We start from the raw sequence: 20731 nt of genomic DNA on the forward strand, positions 1-20731 counted from the left end.
GCAGGACGGACAGGGCCGGGCGTGCGGACCTCGGGGGACAGAGCATTGGGTGTGACCATGGATGTGACCGGGACGGTGACCGACACCGGCATCGACACGGACGGCGAGAGCGAGGCGCGGCGGACGCTGCACCGCGTCTTCGGGTACGAGGCGTTCCGCGGCGAGCAGGGTGCGGTCATCGAGCATGTGGTGGCGGGCGGCGACGCGGTCGTGCTCATGCCCACCGGCGGTGGAAAGTCCCTCTGCTACCAGATCCCGTCCCTGGTCAGGCGGGGCACCGGCGTCGTCGTCTCCCCGCTGATCGCCCTCATGCAGGACCAGGTCGACGCCCTGCGGGCGCTCGGCGTCCGGGCCGGCTTCATGAACTCCACGCAGGACTTCGACGAGCGCCGCTCGATGGAGGCGCAGTTCCTCGCGGGCGAGCTGGACGTGCTCTACCTCGCGCCGGAGCGGCTGCGGCTGGACTCCACCCTCTCCCTGCTGGCCCGGGGCGAGATCTCCGTCTTCGCGATCGACGAGGCGCACTGCGTCGCCCAGTGGGGCCACGACTTCCGCCCCGACTATCTGGCCCTGTCCGTGCTCGGCGAGCGCTGGCCGGACGTTCCGCGCATCGCCCTGACGGCGACCGCGACCCACGCCACGCACGAGGAGATCACCCGCCGCCTCGGCATGCCGGACGCGAAGCACTTCGTCGCGAGCTTCGACCGGCCGAACATCCAGTACCGGATCGTGCCGAAGTCCGAGCCCAAGAAGCAGCTCCTCACCTTCCTCAAGGAGGAGCACGCCGGGGACGCGGGCATCGTCTACTGCCTCTCGCGCAACTCCACCGAGAAGATCGCGGAGTACCTCTGCCGCAACGGCGTGGAGGCCGTGCCGTACCACGCGGGCCTGGACGCCGGGACGCGCGCCACCCACCAGGCGCGCTTCCTCCGCGAGGAGGGGCTCGTCGTCGTCGCGACGATCGCGTTCGGCATGGGTATCGACAAGCCGGACGTCCGCTTCGTCGCCCATGTCGACCTCCCCAAGTCCGTCGAGGGGTATTACCAGGAGACCGGCCGCGCGGGCCGTGACGGGGAGCCGTCGACTGCCTGGATGGCGTACGGACTCCAGGATGTCGTCCAGCAGCGCAAGCTCATCCAGGGCAGCGAGGGCGACGAGGCGTTCCGCCGCCGGGCCGCCTCCCATCTGGACTCGATGCTGGCCCTGTGCGAGACGGTCCAGTGCCGCCGGGCCCAGCTGCTGACCTACTTCGGCCAGGAACCCACGGCCCCCGCCTGCGGCAACTGCGACACCTGCCTGACCCCGCCGGAGACCTGGGACGGCACGGTCGTCTCGCAGAAGCTGCTCTCCACGGTGGTGCGGCTGAAGCGCGAACGGAACCAGAAGTTCGGCGCGGGCCAGATCATCGACATCCTGCTGGGCCGCAAGACCGCCAAGGTCATCCAGTTCGACCACGACCAGCTCTCCGTCTTCGGCATCGGAGAGGATCTGGCGGAGGCGGAGTGGCGCGGTGTGGTGCGCCAGCTGCTGGCCCAGGGGCTGCTCGCGGTCGAGGGGGAGTACGGCACGCTGGTCCTGACCGACGAGAGCGCGACGGTCCTGGGGCGCGAGCGGGACGTGCTGCTCCGCAAGGAGCCGAAGAAGCCGACGTCCCGGTCGTCGTCCTCCGCCGACGGAGCCAAGGGCGCCAAGGGCAAGGCGGCCGCCGCCGATCTCCCCGAGTCCGCGGTCCCGGTCTTCGAGGCGCTGCGGGCCTGGCGCGGGGCGACAGCGAAGGAGCAGGGCGTCCCGGCGTACGTCATCTTCCACGACGCCACGCTGCGCGAGATCGCGACGCTGCACCCGAGCTCCCTCGCGGAGCTGGGCGGCGTCAGCGGCCTGGGCGAGAAGAAGCTGGCGACCTACGGGGAGGGCGTGCTGGAGGTCCTGGCGCAGACGTCCCCGGGGGCGGCGGCGGAGACTCCCGCACCGGCGGTCCCTGCGCCGACTGCCCCGGCTCCCGCACCACGTGCGGCGGCCCCGGCCCGTACGCAAGCCGCGGCTCCGCAGCACAGCGACCCCGAGTTCGGCTGGGACGAGGAACCGCCCGAGTACGAGTGAGGCGTACCGGGCGGTGGGAGAGGGGTGGCGGGACCTATCCCAGGTCCGCCGCCCGGCGGCGGGGTGTGATCGCCGTGAGGTCCAGGTCGACGGGGAAGGGCACCGACACCTTCATCCGGTCGTGGAAGATCCCCGTCGAGGTGTAGGCGCCGGTGGCCGGCTCCCGCTCGAAGACGTACACCACGGCACGCCCGTCGTGGTTCTCCACCCGCCAGTAGTGGGGGATCGTCGCCCGGGCGTACTTCACGGGCTTGGTCTCCCGGTCGCGGGTCAGCGAATCCTCGGAGACCACCTCGACGACCAGCAGCACGGCATCGCCGGGCAGCCGTGTCTGGTCCATGTCCCGGATGACTTCTTCGGGCACGACGATCACATCGGGTTCGGGACGGTTGAGTTGGTCGATGTCGATGGTGAAGCGGCTGATCGTGTCGGTGCCGGAAGGGGCGGCGTCCCGCAGACGCTCCTCGAAGAAGCTGATGGCGCGCGCGTGGAAGTACGTCTGAGGGCAGGGGAACATAAGGCTCCCGTCGATCAGCTCCGTGTGCGGAGGCAGATTCGGGAGTGTGTCCAGGTCATCGGCGGTCCAGCCGCCCTCGGGCGGGACCGCCCACCGCGGCTCCGAGGCCTCGGGTTCGATGCTCATCATTGCTCCCGTCCCTGATCTTGCGTGGGCATCCCCGGCTTCAGCCGGGGTGGGAAACGCATCCTAAGGCCGGAGGCGTGGAGCGCCGGAGTTGTCTGCGCCTCCGTAGTGACGGTCAGGCGGGCCGTTTCTGGTCCTCGATGTACTGACGGATCACGGTCAGTGGTGCCCCGCCGCAGGACCCTGCGAAGTAGGAGCGGGACCAGAACACCGAGCCCATGCCGATCCGGTTGATTCGGCCGGTGTACTCGGCCCGGAGGTACCGGGAGCTGACGCCCTTGAGGGAGTTGATCAGCTTCGACAGGGCGACCTTCGGTGGGTAGTGCACCAGCAGGTGCACGTGGTCGGCCTCGCCGTTGAACTCGCGCAGCTCGGTCTCGAAGCCGGCACACACCCCGCGCATGATTTCTTCGCAGCGCTTGAGCATGGCGTCATCGAACACGTCACGCCGGTATTTCGTCACGAACACCAAGTGGGCATGCAGGTGGTAAGCGACATGACGACCCGTACGGACATCGGGGTTTGGTTCCCAGCGAGGTGACATACCCCAAGCGTAGTATGCTCATCGAATCGACGTGGAGAGGGGGTGGGGCGGGTGATCCGTGCGTACAAGTTCCTCATGCGGCCCACCGTGGGCCAGGCGATTGCGCTCGGCGAGATGCTGCGTGACCACTGCTCCCTCTACAACGGCGCGTTACAGGAACGCCGCGACGCCTATCGGCACGTGTCGAGGACGAGCATCAAGTACGGGATGCAGTCGGCACAGCTCAAGGACATCCGGTCGTTCGACCCGGAGCGGCAGGGCCGCTGGTCCTTCTCGTCCCAGCAGGCGACGTTGCGCCGACTCGACAAGGCATTCGCCGCGTTCTTCCGCCGGCTCAAGTCCGGCGAGACCCCGGGCTATCCCCGCTTTCGCGGGATGAACTGGTTCGACACGGTGGACTTCCCCAAGGACGGCGACGGCTGCCGCTGGGACGCCACCCCGCACAACCCCGTCACTCGCGTGCGGTTCCAAGGTGTCGGACACGTCAAGGTCAACCAGCACCGGCCGGTCATCGGCAAGGTAAAGACCGTCAGCGTCAAGCGCGAGGGAAACCGCTGGTATGTCGTCCTGACCGCAGAACAGGCGGCCCCCGAGCCGCTGCCCGCGACCGGGTCCGTGGTCGGTATCGACCTCGGGATCGTCAACTTCCTCGCGGACTCCAACGGCGAGTTCATCCCCAGCCCCCGCCACGGCCGCACGGCCGCCGCGAAACTGGAGACCGCACAGCAGGCGCTCAGCAGGTTCCCGCGTGTCCGCCGTGACAAGCGCACCGGCAACCACCGCAGGGCTGTCGAACGCGTCGCTACCCTGCACCGCAAGGTTCGCCTCCAGCGCCTCGACCACGCGCACAAGACCGCCTTGGATCTCGTCCGCGCACACGATTTCATCGCGCACGAAGACCTCAAGATCCGCAACATGAGCAAGGCCCCCGCACCCAAGCCCAACCCTGGGGCACCAGGCAGTTTCCTGCCCAACGGGGCCACCGCGAAGACCGGGCTCAACCGCTCGATCAACGATGCCGGATGGGGGGTGTTCCTCGCGATCCTGAATGCCAAGGCTGAGAGTGCCAGGCGGGAAGTGGTGGCCGTCGACCCCCGCAACACCTCCAGGCAGTGCCCCGAATGCGGGCACACCGCCAAGGAGAACCGGCCCACACAGGAGAAGTTCCACTGCCAGTCCTGCGGCCACATGGCGCACGCGGACACGGTGGGCGCCCTGAACGTACTACGGGCCGGGCTGGTCCGTCGCAACGCCAACCAGGCATAGCGAGAAGCCCCCTCCTTCAGGAGGGGGAGGAGTCACGGGGAGGAGTCTCGCGGGCCAGCGTATCCGTCGGGAACCGGATGAGGCCCCCCGAACGTGTGAACGCCTCGCGCACCGCTGACCGGGCCCCGCGCCCCCTCAGTCCCCGCCCCCGCCGCAGCCACCCCCGCCCCCGCTGTCGCCGCCGCTCCAGCCGTTGCCGGACTCGTTCTGCTTCACGTTGTAGTGGACCGCTGCGGCGGTCCACTCGGAGCGGCGCATGACCTTCATCACCGTTCGGCCCGTGCGGCCGAGGCGGGTCAGGTCACCGGCCAGGCCGATGGCGGAGGCCAGGGCGGCCAGTACCCGGTCGCGGTGGTCGGGATATCCCGCCGCCTCGGCCGCCGCGAACCGGTCGAGGACGCCCGGCGCGAGGTCCGGCACGCCCGGGTAGTGGCGGTGGTACGGGATGACGCCGAGGAAGCGGTGGGTCTTCCGGGACAGGACGGAGCGCTCGACCAGGGAGTCCAGGTACTTCTCCTGTACGTACCGGTCGTAGTCGCCCACCCAGCGCCGGGCGCGGATCCCCGGGCGGCGGCGGCCCTTGGCCGGCGGGTCCAGGGTGCGGAGCAGGGCGGCGAGGAGCGGGTCGGCCGGTTCCAGCGGGTTCACCACCTGGATCCGGCCGCCCTCCTCCCGTATCCGGCCCTGGATCTCCAGCTCCGCGAGGGCCGCCCCGGCGGTTCCGTACGCCAGATCGCGGGCCCCGCACGTCGGCTTGCCCCGGTTGGGATCCAGGGCGAGCAGGATCAGCTCCTCGGGCAGCGTCAGCGCGGGGGCGTCATGGGTCATGGCGCGGTGACGATCCTTCCGGTCACGTCGCCGAGGCCCACCCGGGTGCCGTGCGGGCCGGGGGCCCAGGCGGTCAGCGTGACCGTGTCCCCGTCCTCCAGGAACGTCCGCTTGCCCTCGGGGAGTTCGAGCGCGTCGCGGCCGTTCCAGGTCAGCTCCAGGAGCGAGCCGCGCTGGGCGGGCTCGGGGCCGCTGACGGTGCCGGAGCCGTACAGGTCGCCGGTGCGCAGCGACGCGCCGTTCACCGTCATATGGGCGAGCTGCTGGGCGGCCGTCCAGTACATCGAGGCGAACGGCGGTTCGGCGACCACCTGCCCGTTGATCTCGACGCTGATGCGGATGTCGAAGCCGCCCGGCTCCTCGTCCGCCGCGTCGTCGAGGTAGGGGAGCAGGGGGACGTCGCGGGCCGGGGGCGCGGTGCGGGCGGCGTCCAGGGCCTCCAGCGGGGTGACCCAGGCGGAGACGGAGGTGGCGAAGGACTTGCCGAGGAACGGACCGAGCGGCACGTACTCCCAGGCCTGGAGGTCGCGGGCGGACCAGTCGTTGAGGAGCGAGAGGCCGAAGACGTGCTCGCGGAACTCGGCCAGCGGCACCGGCGTGCCCTGCGCGGAGGGGACGCCGACGACGAACCCGACCTCGGCCTCGATGTCGAGCTTCACCGAGGGCCCGAAGACGGGGGCCGGGTCGGCGGGGGCCTTGCGCTGGCCGCTGGGGCGCACCACGTCGGTGCCGGAGACCACGACGGTGCCGGAGCGTCCGTGGTAACCGATCGGCAGGTGCTTCCAGTTGGGGGTGAGCGCGTCGCCGTCCGGCCGGAAGATCTGTCCGACGTTGGTGGCGTGGTGCTCGCTGGCGTAGAAGTCGACGTAGTCCGCGACCTCGTACGGCAGGTGCAGGGTCACCGCGTCCACCGGGTGCAGCAGCGGCTCGATGTCCGCGCGGTGGGCGGGGACCGTCAGCCAGGCGGTGAGCGCGCGGCGCACGTCCCGCCAGGCGGTGCGGCCCGCGGCGAGCAGCGGTGTCAGGCTCGGCTGCGCGAGCAGCCCCGCGTAGGGGGAGCCCAGCGCGTGGGCGGCGGCCCCGGCGTCCAGGACGTGGTTGCCGATGCGGACGCCGACCCGGCGGTCGTCGGGGTGGTCGGGGGTGGAGAACACACCGTACGGAAGGTTGTGCGGGCCGAAGGGGTCGCCCTCGGCCAGATCGAGCGGGCTGCTCTGCTCGGGCATGTGGTGCTGCCTCGCTTTCCAGGTCGCGTTGAGGACACGTTACGTCGGTGCCCCTACCCAGCGGCAGTGCCCCGACTATCCCCAACTGTGCGCATTGCCCGGAAAGTTCGTCGGGTCCCCCGGAAATCCGGGGGACCCGAACAGGAAACCCGCGCGCCACTCAGCCCGCCGTGCGCGGGATGCGCTTCTCCCAGGTGCGGTGGAAGACGACCTCTCCGCCGTCCTTGCAGATCACCTCGTTGGAGGTGATGAAGTCCTGGTCGTCGGCGGCGATCTCGGAGCGGGTCTCGATCTCCACGTCCCAGGCCATCTCCGGGCGGTGCAGCCGGATCCGCCAGTCGGAGCGGGTCCGCGCGGAGAGCGGGTCGTCCTGCTGGATCGTGTACGTCTCCAGGGCGTCCTCGGTGAATTCGAGGCCGTCGGGGTAGACCCGCGTACCGCCGTAGCGGGGGTCGACCTCCATGCGCCATTCACCCTTGGCGACATCGCGGACGACGAGGCGTTCGGGGCGGGGCTCCTCCAGGGTGACCGGGTAGACCACGCCGAGCGGTTCGGACTGCTCGGGCTCGCCGAAGGTGATCGCCGGGTCCTCGGTGTGGCGGCGCACCGGGAGCTCGACGAAACTGCCGTCCGCGTCCAGGGTGAAGCCCGCCGAGCCGGCCTGCGGCCAGATCCAGGGCCAGTAGGAGGAGGAGACGGCGAGCCGGATGCGGTGGCCGGGCGGGAAGGTGTGCCCGATGCCGTTGAGGTCGAAGACCACGTCCTCGGTCTCGCCGGGGGGCCAGTCGTCGGTGCGGTCGCGGCCGTGCCGGGCCGCGAGGTTGAGGACGCCCCGGGTGACCAGGGTGGAGGATCCGTCGGGCCCGACGTCGCAGAGCCGGGCGATGGCCTGGCCGCGGGGCGCGTCCATCCGGACGCGGAGCTTCACCCGGGGGCGGCCGAGGATCTCGATCGGCGCGTCCTCGACGGGGAATTCGAAGGACACCGACTTCGCGTCCTCGTCCCGCTGGTCCGGCGGGAGGTCCGCGTCGTTGCCGAACGGGAAGAAGCGGCCCGCGTCCACGCCGGTCTGCTGCGGCGAGGCGACGATCCGCTCGCCGCCCTGGAGGGCGTACGCCACCGGGGAGACGTTCTCCGAGGGCCAGCTCGCGTCCCCGACCCAGCGGCCCGGCAGCGTCTCGTACACCGTGGCGGGCGGGTGGGAGCCGCTGATCCAGGACCGCAGCAGCGGCTCCCGCATCACACCCGTCTCCTGGCCCTTGAGGTGCTGGTCCCACCAGCGCAGCGTCTCCTGGAGGAAGCCGATCGCGGGCCCCGGCGGCAGCCCCCGGTCGGGGTACTGGTGCGACCAGGGGCCGATCAGCCCGCGCACCTGCTCCGGATCCAGGTGCTCCACGAGCCGCAGGACGGTGTCCCGGTACGGGTCGTGCCAGCCGCCGACCGCGAGGACCTTCGCCTTGATCGCGCCGTAGTCCTCGCAGACGCTGCCGTGCTTCCAGTAGTCGTCGCGGCTCTGGTGGGCGAGCCAGGTGTGGATGAAGGGGTCGACGGCCTCCAGCCGCTTCAGCCACATCTCCTTCCAGTCGTCGCCGACCTGCGCCGGGTCCGGCGGGCGGCAGACGAAGGCGAGCATGGTGGCGGCCCAGGCGTGCATGTCCACGGCGAGGACGGAGCCGCCCATGTAGTGGACGTCGTTGTCGTAGCGGTCGTCGGCCGAGCAGACCGTGACGATCGCCTTCAGCGGCTCGGGGGCGAGCGCGGCGATCTGGAGCGAGTTGAAGCCGCCCCAGGAGATGCCGAACATCCCGACCCGGCCGGAGCACCACTCCTGCTGGGCCAGCCAGTGGATGACGGCGACCCCGTCCTCCAGTTCCCGCGCGTCGTACTCGTCGCCCGGCAGCCCCTCGCTGTTGCCGTGGCCGCGGACGTCGACCCGTACGGAGGCGTAGCCGTGGCCCGCGTACCAGGGGTGGCGCTGCCAGTCGCGGGGCGCGGTCCAGTCGCTGAGCCGGTAGGGCAGGTACTCCAGCAGGGCCGGGACCGGTTCGTCGGTCAGCGGCCGCCAGATCCGGGCGTAGAGCCGGGTGCCGTCGGAGAGCGGGATGTACACGTCCTCGCGGGTGGTCTCGTACGGGAACTCGGTCGTGATGTTCATGGGTCACCTCGATGTACGACGACGGGGTGCGAAGGCGCGCTCAGTGGACGGGGTGCATGGTGCGTTTCAGCCACGGGGCCGCGGCGATCATCGCCACGCCCGCCGCCACGGCGATCGCGCCGTTGACGCCGAAGTAGGCGGGGTTGGAGACCTCGCCGTACAGCTTCACGATCTGGGCCTGGATGCCGTTGGCCAGGGCGAGCGAGAGGAACCACAGGGCCATCGTCTGGCTGGCGAACGCCTTGGGGGCGAGCTTGGTGGTGGCGGACATGCCGGAGGTCTCCAGCAGGATGTCGCCGAGCCCGAGCAGCAGGTACGAGCCGACGATCCACCAGGCCGCCATGCGGTACGTGTCGTCGGCGTGGCCGGAGGTCGGCAGGACCATCAGCAGGAAGGAGAGCCCGCCGAGGATCACCCCGAAGGCGATCTTGTTGGAGGCGTGCGGCTGGCGGGGGCCCATCTTCGCCCAGACCGCGGCGACGACCGGGGCGAGCGCGACCTCGAAGGCGCCCAGCGCGGAGGCGTACCAGCTGGCCGGGAAGGTGAAGCCGAGGATCTCGGTCCGGGCGTTCGTCGACGCGAGCAGCATCATCGTCGAGTACGCCTGGAAGAGGATGAAGTTGAAGACGACGGACCCGAGGAAGAGGACGACGTACGGGCGGAGCCTGCCGCGTTCCTCGGCGGTGACCCGGGGGGAGCGGAACATCACCGCGAAGTAGACGATCGGCGCGATCACCGAGATGACGGTGAGGACGTCGACGAACCGGTCCATCGTCAGCCAGCCCGCCAGGGCCAGTGCGGTGGCCACCACGGCGACCGCGACGGCCCCGCCGATGATCAGCCGGACCGCGCGGCGCATCGCGTCGGGGGCCAGCGCGAATTCGGCGGCGTGCTTACGCCCGGCCAGGTGACGGCGGCCCGCCACGTACTGGATCAGACCGAAGGTCATGCCGACCGCGGCGGCCGAGAAGCCCCAGTGCCAGCTGACGTGCTCGCCGAGCCAGCCGGTGATCAGCGGTCCGGCGAAGGCGCCGATGTTGATGCCCATGTAGTAGAGGGCGAAGCCGGCGTCGCGCCGCTCGTCGTCGGTGCGGTAGAGCTTGCCGACCATGGAGGCCACGTTGGGCTTGAGCAGGCCCGTTCCGGCGCTGATCAGGCCGAGGCCCACCCAGGTCATGGCGTCGGTGGGAACGGCCATGCTGTAGTGGCCGCACGCGATGAGGACGCCGCCGTACAGCACGGCCCGGTACGAGCCGAGGATCCGGTCGGCCAGCCAGCCGCCCGCCACGGAGACCAGATAGACCAGTGTTCCGTAGGCGGCGGAGACGGACGCGGCCGTTCCGGGGTCCATGTCCATACCGCCGTTCGCCACCGTGTCGGCGAAGAACAGCACCAGGATGGCCTGCATGCCCAGGAACGAGAACCGCTCCCAGACCTCCAGGCCGGACAGGGTCATCAGCCCCCGTGGCTGCCCGAAGAAGGCGTGGTCGTCCTCGGGAGGGGGCTGCGTCGGCTCGGTGCCGGTGGTGCTGTGCGACAAAACGGGGACTCCTGATCGTATGAGCTGATCCCGAACATACCGGCGGTCATGGGAAGCCGCCCACGGTGATCCATAGCGGACCGGATACGCTGAAGTTGATTCGAGACTCAGCGACACATCGACATTGCGTGTGATCGTCAGCAGACAGGAGATGCCCTCGTGACCGTCGTCGGGCCGTTCGGACTGCACGTGCGGGACCAGGCTCTTGAGGCCGATGTCCAGTCGGGCCTGGCCGCTGTCGAGGCGGGGCTGCTCGAAGCCACCAAGAGCGACGTGCCCTTCATCACGGAAGCCGCCCAGCACCTCGTGCGCGCGGGGGGCAAGCGGTTCCGCCCGCTGCTGGTCATGCTCGCGTCACAGTTCGGCGATCCCGACGCGCCGGGAATCGTCCCCGCCGCCGTCGTCGTCGAACTGACCCACCTGGCCACGCTGTACCACGACGACGTGATGGACGAGGCCGACGTGCGGCGCGGGGTGCCCAGCACCAACACCCGCTGGGGCAACTCCGTCGCCGTCCTCACCGGCGACTTCCTCTTCGCCCGCGCCTCCCACATCCTGGCCGACCTCGGCCCCGAGGCCGTCCGCATCCAGGCGGAGGCCTTCGAGCGACTCGTCACCGGCCAGATCCTGGAGACCGCGGGCCCGCGCGACGGCCGCGACCCGGTCGACCACTACCTGGACGTCCTCAGCGGCAAGACCGGCTCGCTGGTCGCCGTGTCCGGCCGCTTCGGCGCGATGATGTCCGGCGCCGACGAGCGGACCGTGGACGTCCTCACCCAGTACGGGGAGCGGCTCGGCATCGCCTTCCAGCTCGCCGACGACGTCCTCGACATCGCCTCCGACTCCCACGAGTCCGGCAAGACCCCAGGGACCGACCTGCGCGAGGGCATCCCGACACTCCCGGTCCTGCGGCTGCGCGCCCAGGCGGCGGCCGACGGCAAGCCCGACGATCTGGAGCTCGTCGAGCTGCTCGACGGCGACCTCGGCGACGACGCCGCGCTGGAGGAGGTGCTGCGCCGACTGCGCGCCCACCCGGCGCTGGAGCAGGCCCGCCAGGACACCGTGCACTACGCCCAGGCGGCGCGCGCCACGCTCGCACCGCTGCCCGAGGGGTACGCGAAGTCTGCGCTGGAAGAGCTGTGCGACGCCGTGGTGCACCGCGCGGGCTGAGAGCCCGCCGCGGTGACCTGCTCCGGGTTCTCGCCGCGGTGTCCTTTGTCCTCGGGGTGGTGCCCGAGGCCTCGCCGTGGTGCGCTGGACGCTGACGGCGCGTCATCCGGTGGGGGCGTACCCCTACTGGATGGCGTACACGCCCCTCCCGGTTGTCATACCGGAGCAGTACGTGGAGTTGATTCCCCGGGCTGACGCTTCGGACCGTCTGATTTGGTCAGATGGTTAACAACGGAAGCCGCCGACCACGGAGGTAGGGCACACCATGGCACCGAACGACAGCGCAGAGACCACCGGCGAGGCCACGAGCACTGTCGTGGGCCGCCGGAAGGCGGCACGCTACATCGTCCCCGTCGCGGTCGCGGGGGTGGCGGCCGCGACCATCGGACTCGTCCCGGCGCTCGCCAGCACCGGCGACCCGGATCTGCCCAAGATCAGCGCACAGCAGCTCATCGAGAAGATCGCCGCTTCCGACGAGGAGCAGCTCTCCGGCACGTTCAAGATCAGCACCGACCTGGGCCTGCCCCTCGACGGCCTCGCGGGCTCGCTCGTACCGGGCGGAGCGGGCGGGGACAAGGACGGCGGCGCGGCGGCCCCGCAGGACAAGCTCATGGAGCTGACGTCCGGCACGCACACGCTGCGCGTGGCCGCCGACGGTCCGGAGCGGCAGAAGCTCTCCATCCTCGGGGACGCGTCCGAGTACAGCCTCATCCACAACCAGGGGGAGGTCTGGGCATACGACAGCGAGTCCGACGAGGTCTACCACGCCGAGGCTCCCGAGGGCCGGGACGGCGACGGGCGCGCGGAGAAGGCCCCGAAGGCCCCCAAGGGCGCTCCGGCCACTCCGAAGGACTTCGCCGAGCAGGCGCTCGCGGCGGCCGGGGACACCACATCGGTCACCGTGGACGGCACGGCGCAGGTCGCCGGGCGGGACGCGTACCAGCTGCTGATCAAGCCGAAGCAGTCCGGTTCGACGATCGGCTCGGTCCGTATCGCCGTGGACGCCGAGAACGGCGTACCGCTGAAGTTCACCCTGTCGGCGGCGAGCGGCGGCAAGGCCGTGGTCGACGCCGGGTTCACCAAGGTCGACTTCTCCAAGCCCGCCGCGTCCACGTTCGACTTCACCCCGCCCAAGGGGGCCGAGGTGACCGAGGCCGACGAGCTGGAGACCGGCAAGGACGAGCACGGCGCGGCGCAGCAGGCGCTCCCCGGGCAGCTGGCCGAGCTGGACGGCTTCGAGGGCCTCAACGTCATCGGTAAGGGCTGGACCTCGATCGCCGAGATCAGGACCCCCGGCGGCACGGGTCTCCCCGCGGCCGGCTCGGGCGACGTCCCGGCCGAGGCGCAGGGCTTCCTCGACGCGCTCGGCGACAAGGTCACCGGAAAGTTCGGTTCGGGCACGGTCTTCAAGACGCGCCTGGTCAACGCCCTGCTGACGGACGACGGCAGGGTGTACGTCGGAGCGGTGACGAAGGACGCGCTGGTCCGCGCCGCCGACGCCGCCAAGTAGGACACCCCGGCGCCCGTCCTGCCGGACGACCGGCGCCGGACACCCCGCCCCGTCGCACACCGTGCGGCGGGGCGGCAGTGCCGCACAGGCGCTGCCAGCCGCGCGGACGGGAGAGGTGCGACCGGGATGACGACGACGGGGACGGCCGGGGCGGCGGGGGAGCGCGCTGCGGGCGCGGCGGGAGGGAAAGCCGCGGCGGACACGGCGCGGACGTCCGGCGCCGCGGGTGCGGAGGAGGTGCGGACGTCCGGCGCCGCGGGGGCGGAGGAGGCCGGTCCGGTCATTCGCACCCGTGGTCTGACCAAGCGCTACCGGGGCGGCCACCTCGCCGTGGACAGCCTCGACCTGACCGTGCCCGGCGGCAGCGTCTTCGGCTTCCTCGGCCCCAACGGCTCCGGGAAGACCACCACGATCCGGATGCTGATGGGCCTCATCACCCCGACGTTCGGCACCGCGGAGGTGCTCGGCCGCCCGATGCCGGGGGCCGTTCGTACGGTGCTGCCGGAGGTCGGCGCGCTGATCGAGGGGCCCGCGCTGTACGGCTTCATGGACGGCCGGGAGAACCTGCTGTGCTACGACCGGGCCGACCCCACCGCCGACCCGCGCACCCGCAGGGCCCGCGTCGACGAGGCCCTGGAGCGGGTCGGCCTCTCCGCCGCCTCCGGGAAGAAGGCCAAGGCGTACTCCCTCGGCATGAAGCAGCGCCTCGGGCTCGCCGCCGCGCTGCTCCGGCCGCGCCGGCTGCTGGTCCTGGACGAGCCGACCAACGGCCTCGACCCGCAGGGCATGCGCGAGATCCGTTCCCTGGTCCGGGAGCTTGCCGCCGAGGGCACCACGGTGTTCCTCTCCTCCCATCTGCTGGACGAGATCGAGCAGGTCTGCACGCACGCAGCGGTGATGGCCCGGGGCCGCCTGATCGTCCAGGGCACGGTCGCCGACCTCGCCGCGGGCACCCGGGGCCGGCTCGCCGTCACGACCCCCGACCCCGGGGACGCGGTCCGCATCCTCAAGGAGCACGGGCTCACCGGCCTGAGCGCCGACGGCGACCGGCTGACCGCCGACACTCCGCCCGCTGACGTGGACCTCGCCGACCTCAACGCGGCGCTGGTGTCCGGCGGGGTGCGGGTGCGGTTCTTCGGCGTCGAGCGGGGATCGCTGGAGGACGCCTTCGTCGCACTCACGGGAGAGGGATTCGATGTCGCAGGCTGAGACGGCACCGCAGGCCGGGGCAGCACCGCAGGCCGGAACAGCACCGCAGGCCGGAACAGCACCGCCGGCCGGGGCAGCGGGAGCCGGCGATCCGGCGGGTTCCCGTGATCCGGCGGGTCCTCGTGATCCGGCCCGTCCCCGCCATCCGGTGCGTCCCCGCAACCCGTTGTGGACACTGGGTCTCCTCCGGTCCGAGATCACCACGCTGCTCCGCCGCCACCGGACCTTCGCCCTGCTCGGCGTGCTCGCCGCCGTACCCGTACTCATCGGGATCGCGGTCCGGATCGAGACGGGCGGCGGCGGTGGCGGGGCGGGCGGCCCGGACGGCGGGGCGGGCCCGGCGTTCCTCGCCCAGGTCACCAACAACGGCCTGTTCCTCGTCTTCGCCGCCCTCGCCGCCACCCTGCCGGTCTTCCTGCCGATGGCCGTCGGCGTCGTCGCGGGCGACGCGATCGCGGGCGAGGCGAGCAGCGGCACCCTGCGCTATCTGCTGGTCGCCCCGGCGGGCCGGACCAGGCTGCTGCTGGTGAAGTACGCCTCCATCCTCACCTTCTGCCTGGTCGCGACCCTGGTCGTGGCGGCGTCGGCGCTGGCGGTGGGTGCGCTGCTGTTCCCGGTGGGCGACGTCACCACGATCTCCGGGACCCGGATCAGCTTCGGCGAGGGGCTGGGGCGGGCGGCACTGACGGCGCTGGTCGTCGCGGTCTCCCTGACGGGGTTCGCCGCGCTCGGGCTGTTCGTCTCGACGCTGACCAGCAGCGGGATCGGGGCGATGGCGGCCACGGTCGGGCTGCTGATCACGGTGCAGATCCTGGACAGCATTCCGCAGCTGAGCGGCGTGCACCCGTACCTGTTCGCGCACTACTGGCTGTCCTTCGCGGACGTCCTGCGCGAACCCGTCCACTGGGACGACCTGATCAAGAACTTCCAGCTGCAGGGGCTGTACGTCGCGGTGTTCGGCTCGGCGGCCTGGGCGCGCTTCACGGCCAAGGACATCACGGCCTGAGAGACGATCCGGGAGAGCGTGTCTCCTGGCTGGATCGGATCGGCGGGAGGCCGTCCGCGCCGTCGGCCGGGCGAGCCGTCCCCCGATCGGCTCGTCGCGGCACGAACGGCACGAACGGTGCGGACACCGGGAACGACACGACACGGTACGTTCCGTTTCCGCCTGGGTATTGTTCGGTCTTTGGCGACGAGATGTCAACAAGAGATTGGCTGGAACCCCCCTATGCTCACCGAATGATCACATCGCCCAGCAGTGTGCGCCGCAGCGAAAGGTCACGCCGCGCGATCCTGCGGTCCGCTCTCGATCTCTGTACGGAGCGGGGGTACGGGCACGTCACGATAGAGGCCATCGCGGCCGGGGCCGGGGTCAGCAAGAAGACGATCTACCGCTGGTGGCCGTCGAAGGGCGCGGTGCTGCTGGAGGCGTTCGCGGACGCCCTGATCGACGCGACGCCGTTCGTGGACACCGGCGACATCGGCGCCGATCTGCGCGCCCACGTCGCCGGCGCGGTGAGACTGCTCTCGGTCCCGCCGTTCGGCCCCGCCTACGCGGGCATCCTCTCCGAGCTGCACCACGACGACCTGCTGGCCCAGCAGCTGCGGGAGGAGCTGGTCGACCCGCGCGTCGAGAAAGCGATCGGCCGACTGCGCAGCGCCCAGGAACAGGGCCAGATCCCGCCCGGTGCGGACCTCCCGCTCGCCGTGGAGATGCTGTACGGCCCGGTCTACTACCGCCATGTGCTGCGCAAGCCCGTCCAGGACGAGGAGACGATCGCCACCCTGGTGAACCACGTACTGCGCTCGCTGCGCGCGCCGGGGTACTGAGGCCGGAAGGGCATCGGGCCGCGCCCCCGGAAGAGTGATGTCACATCCATCATGACAGGTCAGAGGGCGCTTTCGTAGGAGTAACGGCACAGCTGGACAACCTTGTCGGGCCCCTGCCGGGGCGCCCACAATTCCCGCTGTGAATCACTCTCGGAAAGTCGATCAGGACGACATCGTGCGGGCGCGGAACGTGCTGCTCGCGTCGGGACGCCGCACTCCGCGGGAGGAGGTCGACGCCTACCGGGTGCTCGCCCAGGTCAGCCCCGCCTCGTACTTGCCGCTCCTGGCCGAGGCGCTCCAACGTCTCAGCTACGACACCGGCTCCCTCACACGGCACGCGTCCGCCCCGGAGCTGTGCGAGGAGGCGGTGGCCGTGGCGCGGTGCATCGATCCGGCCGAACCCGCCCGAGCGGATGTCCTCTACCGGGCGCTCGACAGCCACCGGAGAGAGCTGTACCGCCTGGGCCGGCGCACGGAAGGCCTCGCACGGTGCGCCGAGATGCTCGACATCAGCCGCGCCCAGGCCGAGTCGGCCGGATCCCCGGTGGTCAAAGGGCTGGACAAGTGGGCTGCCGGACTCTCCGAGGAAGGCCGGTACGCCGAGGCCGCCGACGCCATGGACGAGTTGGTCGCGGCGCTCCTGCCTCAGGGGCCCCGCAGCGGGGGCCTCGCCTGGACACTCCTGGACTGGATCGCCGCTCTCCACGACGCCGGCCGAATAGATGACGCGCTCGCCGCGTTCGAGGAATCCGTCACCATGGAGGCGGCCGAAGCCGCGGCCGACCGCGGCCCGATGGCCTGTCACCTTTACGCGCTCATCGGGCACGCCCAGCTGCTCGACACCCACGGTCGGGACGAGCGCGCGGCCCAGGCACGGCAAGAGGCACTCGCCGTGCTGACGGAGTTGGCCGACACCGGTGAGCGGAAGACCTGGAGCGGCTACCAACGGAGCTTCTGGGCGGCGCTGGTGACCCTCTCCGGTACCTACAGCGACCGCCCGCCCGCGCCCGATGAACCGCGTCCGCCTTCGGGCACGGCGCCGATGCGAGGGTCGCCCCGTGCCCAGTGGCGCGACGTCGACAGCCGTCATGCCCTGCGCGCCCGGGTGGACGCCCTCACTCCACGCGCCGCCGAAGACCCGGACCGCTACCTGGCCGAACTGGTCCGCCTGCATCGGGACCTCACCCTCCGCACCGCCGTCTTCCAGGAGAACCGCACGCGTCTGATCGCGGACGACCTGCGCTCCCTGTACGACGAGGGAGTGGACCTGGCCCGTCGACTGGCTCGGCACGACCCGGCGGAGGGTCCGCGAGCGCTGGCCGGAAGGCTGATCGACCGGTCGACCCTGCACACCGTCGCCCACGATTTCGGCCCCGCCCTCGACGACTTCCGCCAAGCCTTGACGTGCCTGGGGGAGCCCGCCTGAACCCGAGCCGGTCGGCGAGACCGGGCCCGGCGGCGCCCATCCCCTGACCAGCGCGAGCCCTCCGGCGGTGCGCTCGCCGCTCACGCCGCCACGGCTCCACGTGTCCGCCGTCCCTGCCGCTGCCGTTCACGCCTCTGCCCTCCACCGGTGGCCGGGCCCGGTGCGGCGGGCGATGCTGGTCCGGCGCGTGCCGGCACCGGTGCACCGGTGCGCCGGAGCCGGAGGGCGGGTGGAGCCGTGGCGGACGCCGAGACTCCGGCCGGGCGCGGAACGCCCCGGGGCGTTCCGGACCAGCCGGCCGCGGCACTGCTGGACGAGGCGCTGCTGGCGACCCTGTTCACCCAGTCCGCCGTCGGCCTGGTCGTGCTCGACCCGCAGCTCCGTCTCGTACGGGCCAACTCACTCGTCGACGGTGTGGAGACCGGGGAGTACATCGGCCGCCGGTTCACCGAGGCCTTCCGGCTCGACGACCCGGACGGCGCCGAGCAGCTCATGAAGCGGGTGCTCGCCGGCGAAGGCCCGGTGCGCGACCACCTCGTGCGCGGCCGGCTGCGCGAGATCCCCGGCGACCGGGAGTTCCTGGTCTCCTCCTACCGCGTCGACGGCCCCGGCGGCCCCGCCGCACCCGCCCTCGGCCTGCTGACCGCGGTCGTCGACGTCACCGAGCGCCAACGGGCCCGCGCCCGGGAAGCCGCGCTCGCCGCCGTGCGGGACGCCGTCGGCGGCTCCCTCGACGTCGCCGCCACCTGCCGCGCCTTCGCCGACGCCCTGGTGCCCGGATTCGCCGACCTCGCCGTCGTCGAGGTGGTGGACGACGTCCTGCGCGGCGCCGAACCACCGGTGGGCCCGTTGCCGCCCGGCACCCCGCTGCGCCGCGCCGCGAGCGGCCGGTGCGACGCCGGCCGGGACACGGCGGAGGGCGAGGGGGAGGGCGGGGGCCGCGAGTGCTCGGCGGGGGTGACCCGCCGCCTCCCCGCCCGTACGCCGTACGCGCTCGCCACCACCGACCTGCGGGCCCGGCTCGTCCCGCTCGGGCCCGGCACCCCGTGGCCGGACACCGATCCGGACGGGGTGCGCGCCGTCGCGGAGACCGGCGCGCACTCCCTGATCGTGGTGCCCCTGACCCTGCGGGGCGCGGTCCTCGGGCTGGTCAGCCTCTACCGCTGCGGAGCGGCCGAGCCCTTCGACGACGACGACGTCTCCCTCGCCGTCGCGGCGGCCACCCGGGCGGCCCTCGGCATCGACAACGCCCGCCGCTACGAGCGCGAGCACGTCATCGCCTCGACGGTCCAGCGGCGGCTGCTCCCGCAGGCCGAACGGCAGCAGGCCGCCGTCGACACCGCGCACGTCCTGCTGCCCGGCCGGGACAGCGGCTGCTGGTTCGACACCATCGCCCTGTCCGGCGCCCGCACCGCGCTCGTCGTGGGCGGCGTCGCGGGCGAGGGTCTCCAGTCGGCCATCGCCATGGGCCAGTTGCGTACGGTCGTCCAGGCGCTGGCGGGTCTCGACCTGGAGCCGGAGGAGGTCCTCGCCCGGCTCAAGGAAACCGCCGACCGCCTCGCCCACGAACGCGCCACCCTGCCCCCGGCCGACGCCCTCCGGGGCGAACCCCTGAGCGCGGGCTGCGTGTACGGGGTCTACGACCCGTTCACCCGCACCTGCACCGTGGCGCGCGCCGGGCACCCCGCGCCGTTGATCGTCGGCCCCGACGGACGGGCGGTCGCCCTCGACGTGCCGGAGGGGCCCGGACTCTTCTCCACGGACAGCGCTCTCTTCGCCCCCGCCACCGTCACCCTGGAGGAGGGCAGCCTCCTCGCGTTCTGCACCGCCGACCTGCTCTCCGGCGACCACGCCGCCGAGCGCATCACGCAGACCCTCGCCCGGCCGGGCCGAAGCCTCCAGCAACTGGGCGACGACATCGTGTACGCGCTGCCGGACGACACCCGCTCCGCCGGTGCGGCCCTGCTCCTGGCCCGTACGGGTACGGTCTCCGACCATCTGGTCGCCACCTGGGACCTGGCCCAGGACCCCACGACGCCCGCCACGGCCCGGGTGTTCGTACGCGACCGGCTCCAGGGCTGGGGGCTGGACGAGGACACCGTCGAGGCGACGGAGCTGATCGTCAGCGAGCTGGTCACCAACGCCGTCCGCTACGGCACCCCGCCGCTGCGGCTGCGCCTCCTGCTGGACTCCACGCTGACCTGCGAGGTCCACGACGGCTCCACGGCCTCCCCGCACCTGCGGCACGCCCGGACCGTCGACGAGGGCGGCCGGGGCCTGTTCATCGTCTCCCGGCTCGCCTCCCACTGGGGGGCCCGCCACGGGCCGGACGGCAAGGTGCTGTGGACCGAGCAGGATCTGTCGAGCGACGATTCCGATTCCGATTCCGGACCGCTCCCGCCCTCGCCCTCGTTCCCGCCCTCGTTCCCGCCGAGCTGATTTCGCCCGAGGCGCACGGTGTCCGCGCCGATCGCGCAGAGTGGTCCGTATGACGACTCCCGCGGAGCTGCTGCGCTCCTTCGCCCGTACCCGTGCTTCCCTCGACGGCGAGGAGGTCACGTACTGGTGGTCCGGAGACGTGTACTCCTGGGCCCCCGACGAGCCCTACCGCCGGATCTTCGGTTTCGAGGGCCTCAACGTCTCGCGGCTGGTCCAGGACGCGGAGGCCGGGCCGGACGCGTACCAACTGCTCACCCGTGAGGCCGCGTTCTATCTGGACCCCGTCAGCCGCGAGATCCTGGAGACCTGGCAGGACCTGCCGGTGGTGCACGTCTGGAACGACCCGGCCAACCAGAAGTGGCGCCCCTTCCCGATCCCGACGACCGACCTCGGGGACCAGGTCTGCTTCAGCCTGGAGATCCCGCTCGCCTACCCGTCGCCGCTGCCGGTGGCCGAGTATCCGGTGCACTCGGCGGGGGACACGTACAAGGCCCTGGAGCTCTTCCAGTTCTTCGCCGACCGCGCCGACCTGGCGGGCCCGGCCCCCGGTGTCCCGGCCACCATGTCGTGGAGCCGGATGTCCCCGTGGCTCCCGTGGATGGCCCGGGGGCAGCGGCCCGGCGGCCTCACCTTCCACTGCCGGGGCCGCAAGCTCGGCGCGTACGCCGAGGTCCCCGAGCGCACCCGCGCGTACATCGCCGCCCACCATCCGGAGTTCGCCCACGCCCCGGAGAGGTGGAGCGAGCCGAACGAGACCAGCTGGACCTACTTCCGCAAGCTCAACCCGCCCCAGGGCTGAGGGCTGAGGGCCACGGGGCCCGGGCTCCGTGGCCCGCCCCCCCGGC

The 20731-nt window shown here is 71.8% G+C and carries 16 protein-coding genes; 10 read left to right on the top strand and 6 right to left on the bottom strand.

Annotation, left to right across the window (positions count from 1 at the left end; all coding sequences use genetic code 11):
• Positions 1–57 precede the first annotated feature (57 nt).
• Positions 58–2100 (top strand): DNA helicase RecQ, encoded by a 2043-nt coding sequence (recQ, locus tag ACIQRW_RS10180; protein ID WP_403757063.1) that lies wholly within the window; start codon positions 58–60, stop codon positions 2098–2100.
• A gap of 34 nt (positions 2101–2134) precedes the next feature.
• Here recQ and ACIQRW_RS10185 read toward each other — a convergent pair whose 3' ends face one another.
• Together ACIQRW_RS10185 and tnpA are read right to left on the bottom strand one after the other, a co-directional pair.
• Positions 2135–2743: a Uma2 family endonuclease gene (locus ACIQRW_RS10185; RefSeq protein WP_403757445.1), complete on the bottom strand. Its 609-nt coding sequence runs from the start codon at positions 2741–2743 to the stop codon at positions 2135–2137.
• A 115-nt stretch (positions 2744–2858) separates the two neighbouring features.
• Complete coding sequence (gene tnpA / locus ACIQRW_RS10190; RefSeq protein ID WP_403757066.1) at positions 2859–3287, bottom strand: IS200/IS605 family transposase; 429 nt, start codon at positions 3285–3287, stop codon at positions 2859–2861.
• Between the two features lie 51 nt (positions 3288–3338).
• Between tnpA and ACIQRW_RS10195 the strand changes: the two genes are divergently transcribed.
• On the top strand, positions 3339–4553 hold the full coding sequence (locus tag ACIQRW_RS10195; RefSeq protein ID WP_403757069.1) for an RNA-guided endonuclease InsQ/TnpB family protein: 1215 nt from the start codon (positions 3339–3341) through the stop codon (positions 4551–4553).
• A 135-nt stretch (positions 4554–4688) separates the two neighbouring features.
• On the opposite strand, the gene ACIQRW_RS10200 is transcribed toward ACIQRW_RS10195, so the two are convergent.
• The 4 genes from ACIQRW_RS10200 to ACIQRW_RS10215 form a co-directional block, all read right to left on the bottom strand.
• On the bottom strand, positions 4689–5381 hold the full coding sequence (locus ACIQRW_RS10200) for a GPP34 family phosphoprotein (RefSeq protein WP_403757072.1): 693 nt from the start codon (positions 5379–5381) through the stop codon (positions 4689–4691).
• Positions 5378–6607, bottom strand: coding sequence for a fumarylacetoacetase (gene fahA / locus ACIQRW_RS10205; RefSeq protein ID WP_403757074.1), 1230 nt, complete (start codon positions 6605–6607; stop codon positions 5378–5380). The genes ACIQRW_RS10200 and fahA overlap by 4 nt, the downstream gene beginning before the upstream one ends.
• A gap of 160 nt (positions 6608–6767) precedes the next feature.
• Complete coding sequence (locus ACIQRW_RS10210) at positions 6768–8762, bottom strand: CocE/NonD family hydrolase (RefSeq protein ID WP_403757077.1); 1995 nt, start codon at positions 8760–8762, stop codon at positions 6768–6770.
• A 40-nt stretch (positions 8763–8802) separates the two neighbouring features.
• Positions 8803–10302, bottom strand: a complete 1500-nt coding sequence (locus ACIQRW_RS10215; RefSeq protein ID WP_403757079.1) for a peptide MFS transporter — start codon at positions 10300–10302, stop codon at positions 8803–8805.
• Between the two features lie 159 nt (positions 10303–10461).
• On the opposite strand from ACIQRW_RS10215, the gene ACIQRW_RS10220 reads away from it, so the two are divergent.
• From ACIQRW_RS10220 to ACIQRW_RS10255, 8 genes are all read left to right on the top strand, one after another.
• Positions 10462–11472 carry a polyprenyl synthetase family protein gene (locus ACIQRW_RS10220; RefSeq protein ID WP_403757082.1) on the top strand — a complete coding sequence of 337 codons (1011 nt, stop codon included), beginning with the start codon at positions 10462–10464 and terminating at the stop codon, positions 11470–11472.
• Between the two features lie 265 nt (positions 11473–11737).
• The gene (locus ACIQRW_RS10225; protein WP_403757084.1) at positions 11738–12982 is read left to right on the top strand and encodes an outer membrane lipoprotein carrier protein LolA; all 1245 of its coding nucleotides are present in this window, start codon (positions 11738–11740) and stop codon (positions 12980–12982) included.
• 126 nt (positions 12983–13108) lie between these two features.
• Positions 13109–14191 (top strand): ABC transporter ATP-binding protein, encoded by a 1083-nt coding sequence (locus ACIQRW_RS10230; protein WP_403757087.1) that lies wholly within the window; start codon positions 13109–13111, stop codon positions 14189–14191.
• Complete coding sequence (locus tag ACIQRW_RS10235) at positions 14178–15197, top strand: ABC transporter permease (protein WP_403757090.1); 1020 nt, start codon at positions 14178–14180, stop codon at positions 15195–15197. Before ACIQRW_RS10230 ends, ACIQRW_RS10235 begins: the two co-directional genes overlap by 14 nt.
• Before the next feature lie 233 nt (positions 15198–15430).
• The gene (locus ACIQRW_RS10240) at positions 15431–16021 is read left to right on the top strand and encodes a TetR/AcrR family transcriptional regulator (RefSeq protein ID WP_403757093.1); all 591 of its coding nucleotides are present in this window, start codon (positions 15431–15433) and stop codon (positions 16019–16021) included.
• A 139-nt stretch (positions 16022–16160) separates the two neighbouring features.
• On the top strand, positions 16161–17447 hold the full coding sequence (locus ACIQRW_RS10245) for a hypothetical protein (protein ID WP_403757096.1): 1287 nt from the start codon (positions 16161–16163) through the stop codon (positions 17445–17447).
• Between the two features lie 237 nt (positions 17448–17684).
• Entirely contained in the window at positions 17685–19886 is a 2202-nt protein-coding gene (locus ACIQRW_RS10250) for a SpoIIE family protein phosphatase (protein WP_403757099.1), read from the top strand.
• Between the two features lie 49 nt (positions 19887–19935).
• The gene (locus tag ACIQRW_RS10255) at positions 19936–20685 is read left to right on the top strand and encodes a DUF1838 family protein (RefSeq protein WP_403757102.1); all 750 of its coding nucleotides are present in this window, start codon (positions 19936–19938) and stop codon (positions 20683–20685) included.
• Positions 20686–20731 lie beyond the last annotated feature (46 nt).

The sequence above is a fragment of the Streptomyces sp. NPDC091287 genome (assembly GCF_044768525.1).
In the GTDB taxonomy this organism is placed as follows: domain Bacteria; phylum Actinomycetota; class Actinomycetes; order Streptomycetales; family Streptomycetaceae; genus Streptomyces.

Excerpts from the sequence above, each read along its gene's own strand:
- recQ (WP_403757063.1), top strand. The coding sequence starts at position 58 with ATGGATGTGACCGGGACGGTGACCGACACCGGCATCGACACGGACGGC.
- ACIQRW_RS10185 (WP_403757445.1), bottom strand. The coding sequence starts at position 2,743 with ATGAGCATCGAACCCGAGGCCTCGGAGCCGCGGTGGGCGGTCCCGCCC.
- tnpA (WP_403757066.1), bottom strand. The coding sequence starts at position 3,287 with ATGTCACCTCGCTGGGAACCAAACCCCGATGTCCGTACGGGTCGTCAT.
- ACIQRW_RS10200 (WP_403757072.1), bottom strand. The coding sequence starts at position 5,381 with ATGACCCATGACGCCCCCGCGCTGACGCTGCCCGAGGAGCTGATCCTG.
- fahA (WP_403757074.1), bottom strand. The coding sequence starts at position 6,607 with ATGCCCGAGCAGAGCAGCCCGCTCGATCTGGCCGAGGGCGACCCCTTC.
- ACIQRW_RS10210 (WP_403757077.1), bottom strand. The coding sequence starts at position 8,762 with ATGAACATCACGACCGAGTTCCCGTACGAGACCACCCGCGAGGACGTG.
- ACIQRW_RS10225 (WP_403757084.1), top strand. The coding sequence starts at position 11,738 with ATGGCACCGAACGACAGCGCAGAGACCACCGGCGAGGCCACGAGCACT.
- ACIQRW_RS10230 (WP_403757087.1), top strand. The coding sequence starts at position 13,109 with ATGACGACGACGGGGACGGCCGGGGCGGCGGGGGAGCGCGCTGCGGGC.
- ACIQRW_RS10235 (WP_403757090.1), top strand. The coding sequence starts at position 14,178 with ATGTCGCAGGCTGAGACGGCACCGCAGGCCGGGGCAGCACCGCAGGCC.
- ACIQRW_RS10240 (WP_403757093.1), top strand. The coding sequence starts at position 15,431 with ATGATCACATCGCCCAGCAGTGTGCGCCGCAGCGAAAGGTCACGCCGC.
- ACIQRW_RS10255 (WP_403757102.1), top strand. The coding sequence starts at position 19,936 with ATGACGACTCCCGCGGAGCTGCTGCGCTCCTTCGCCCGTACCCGTGCT.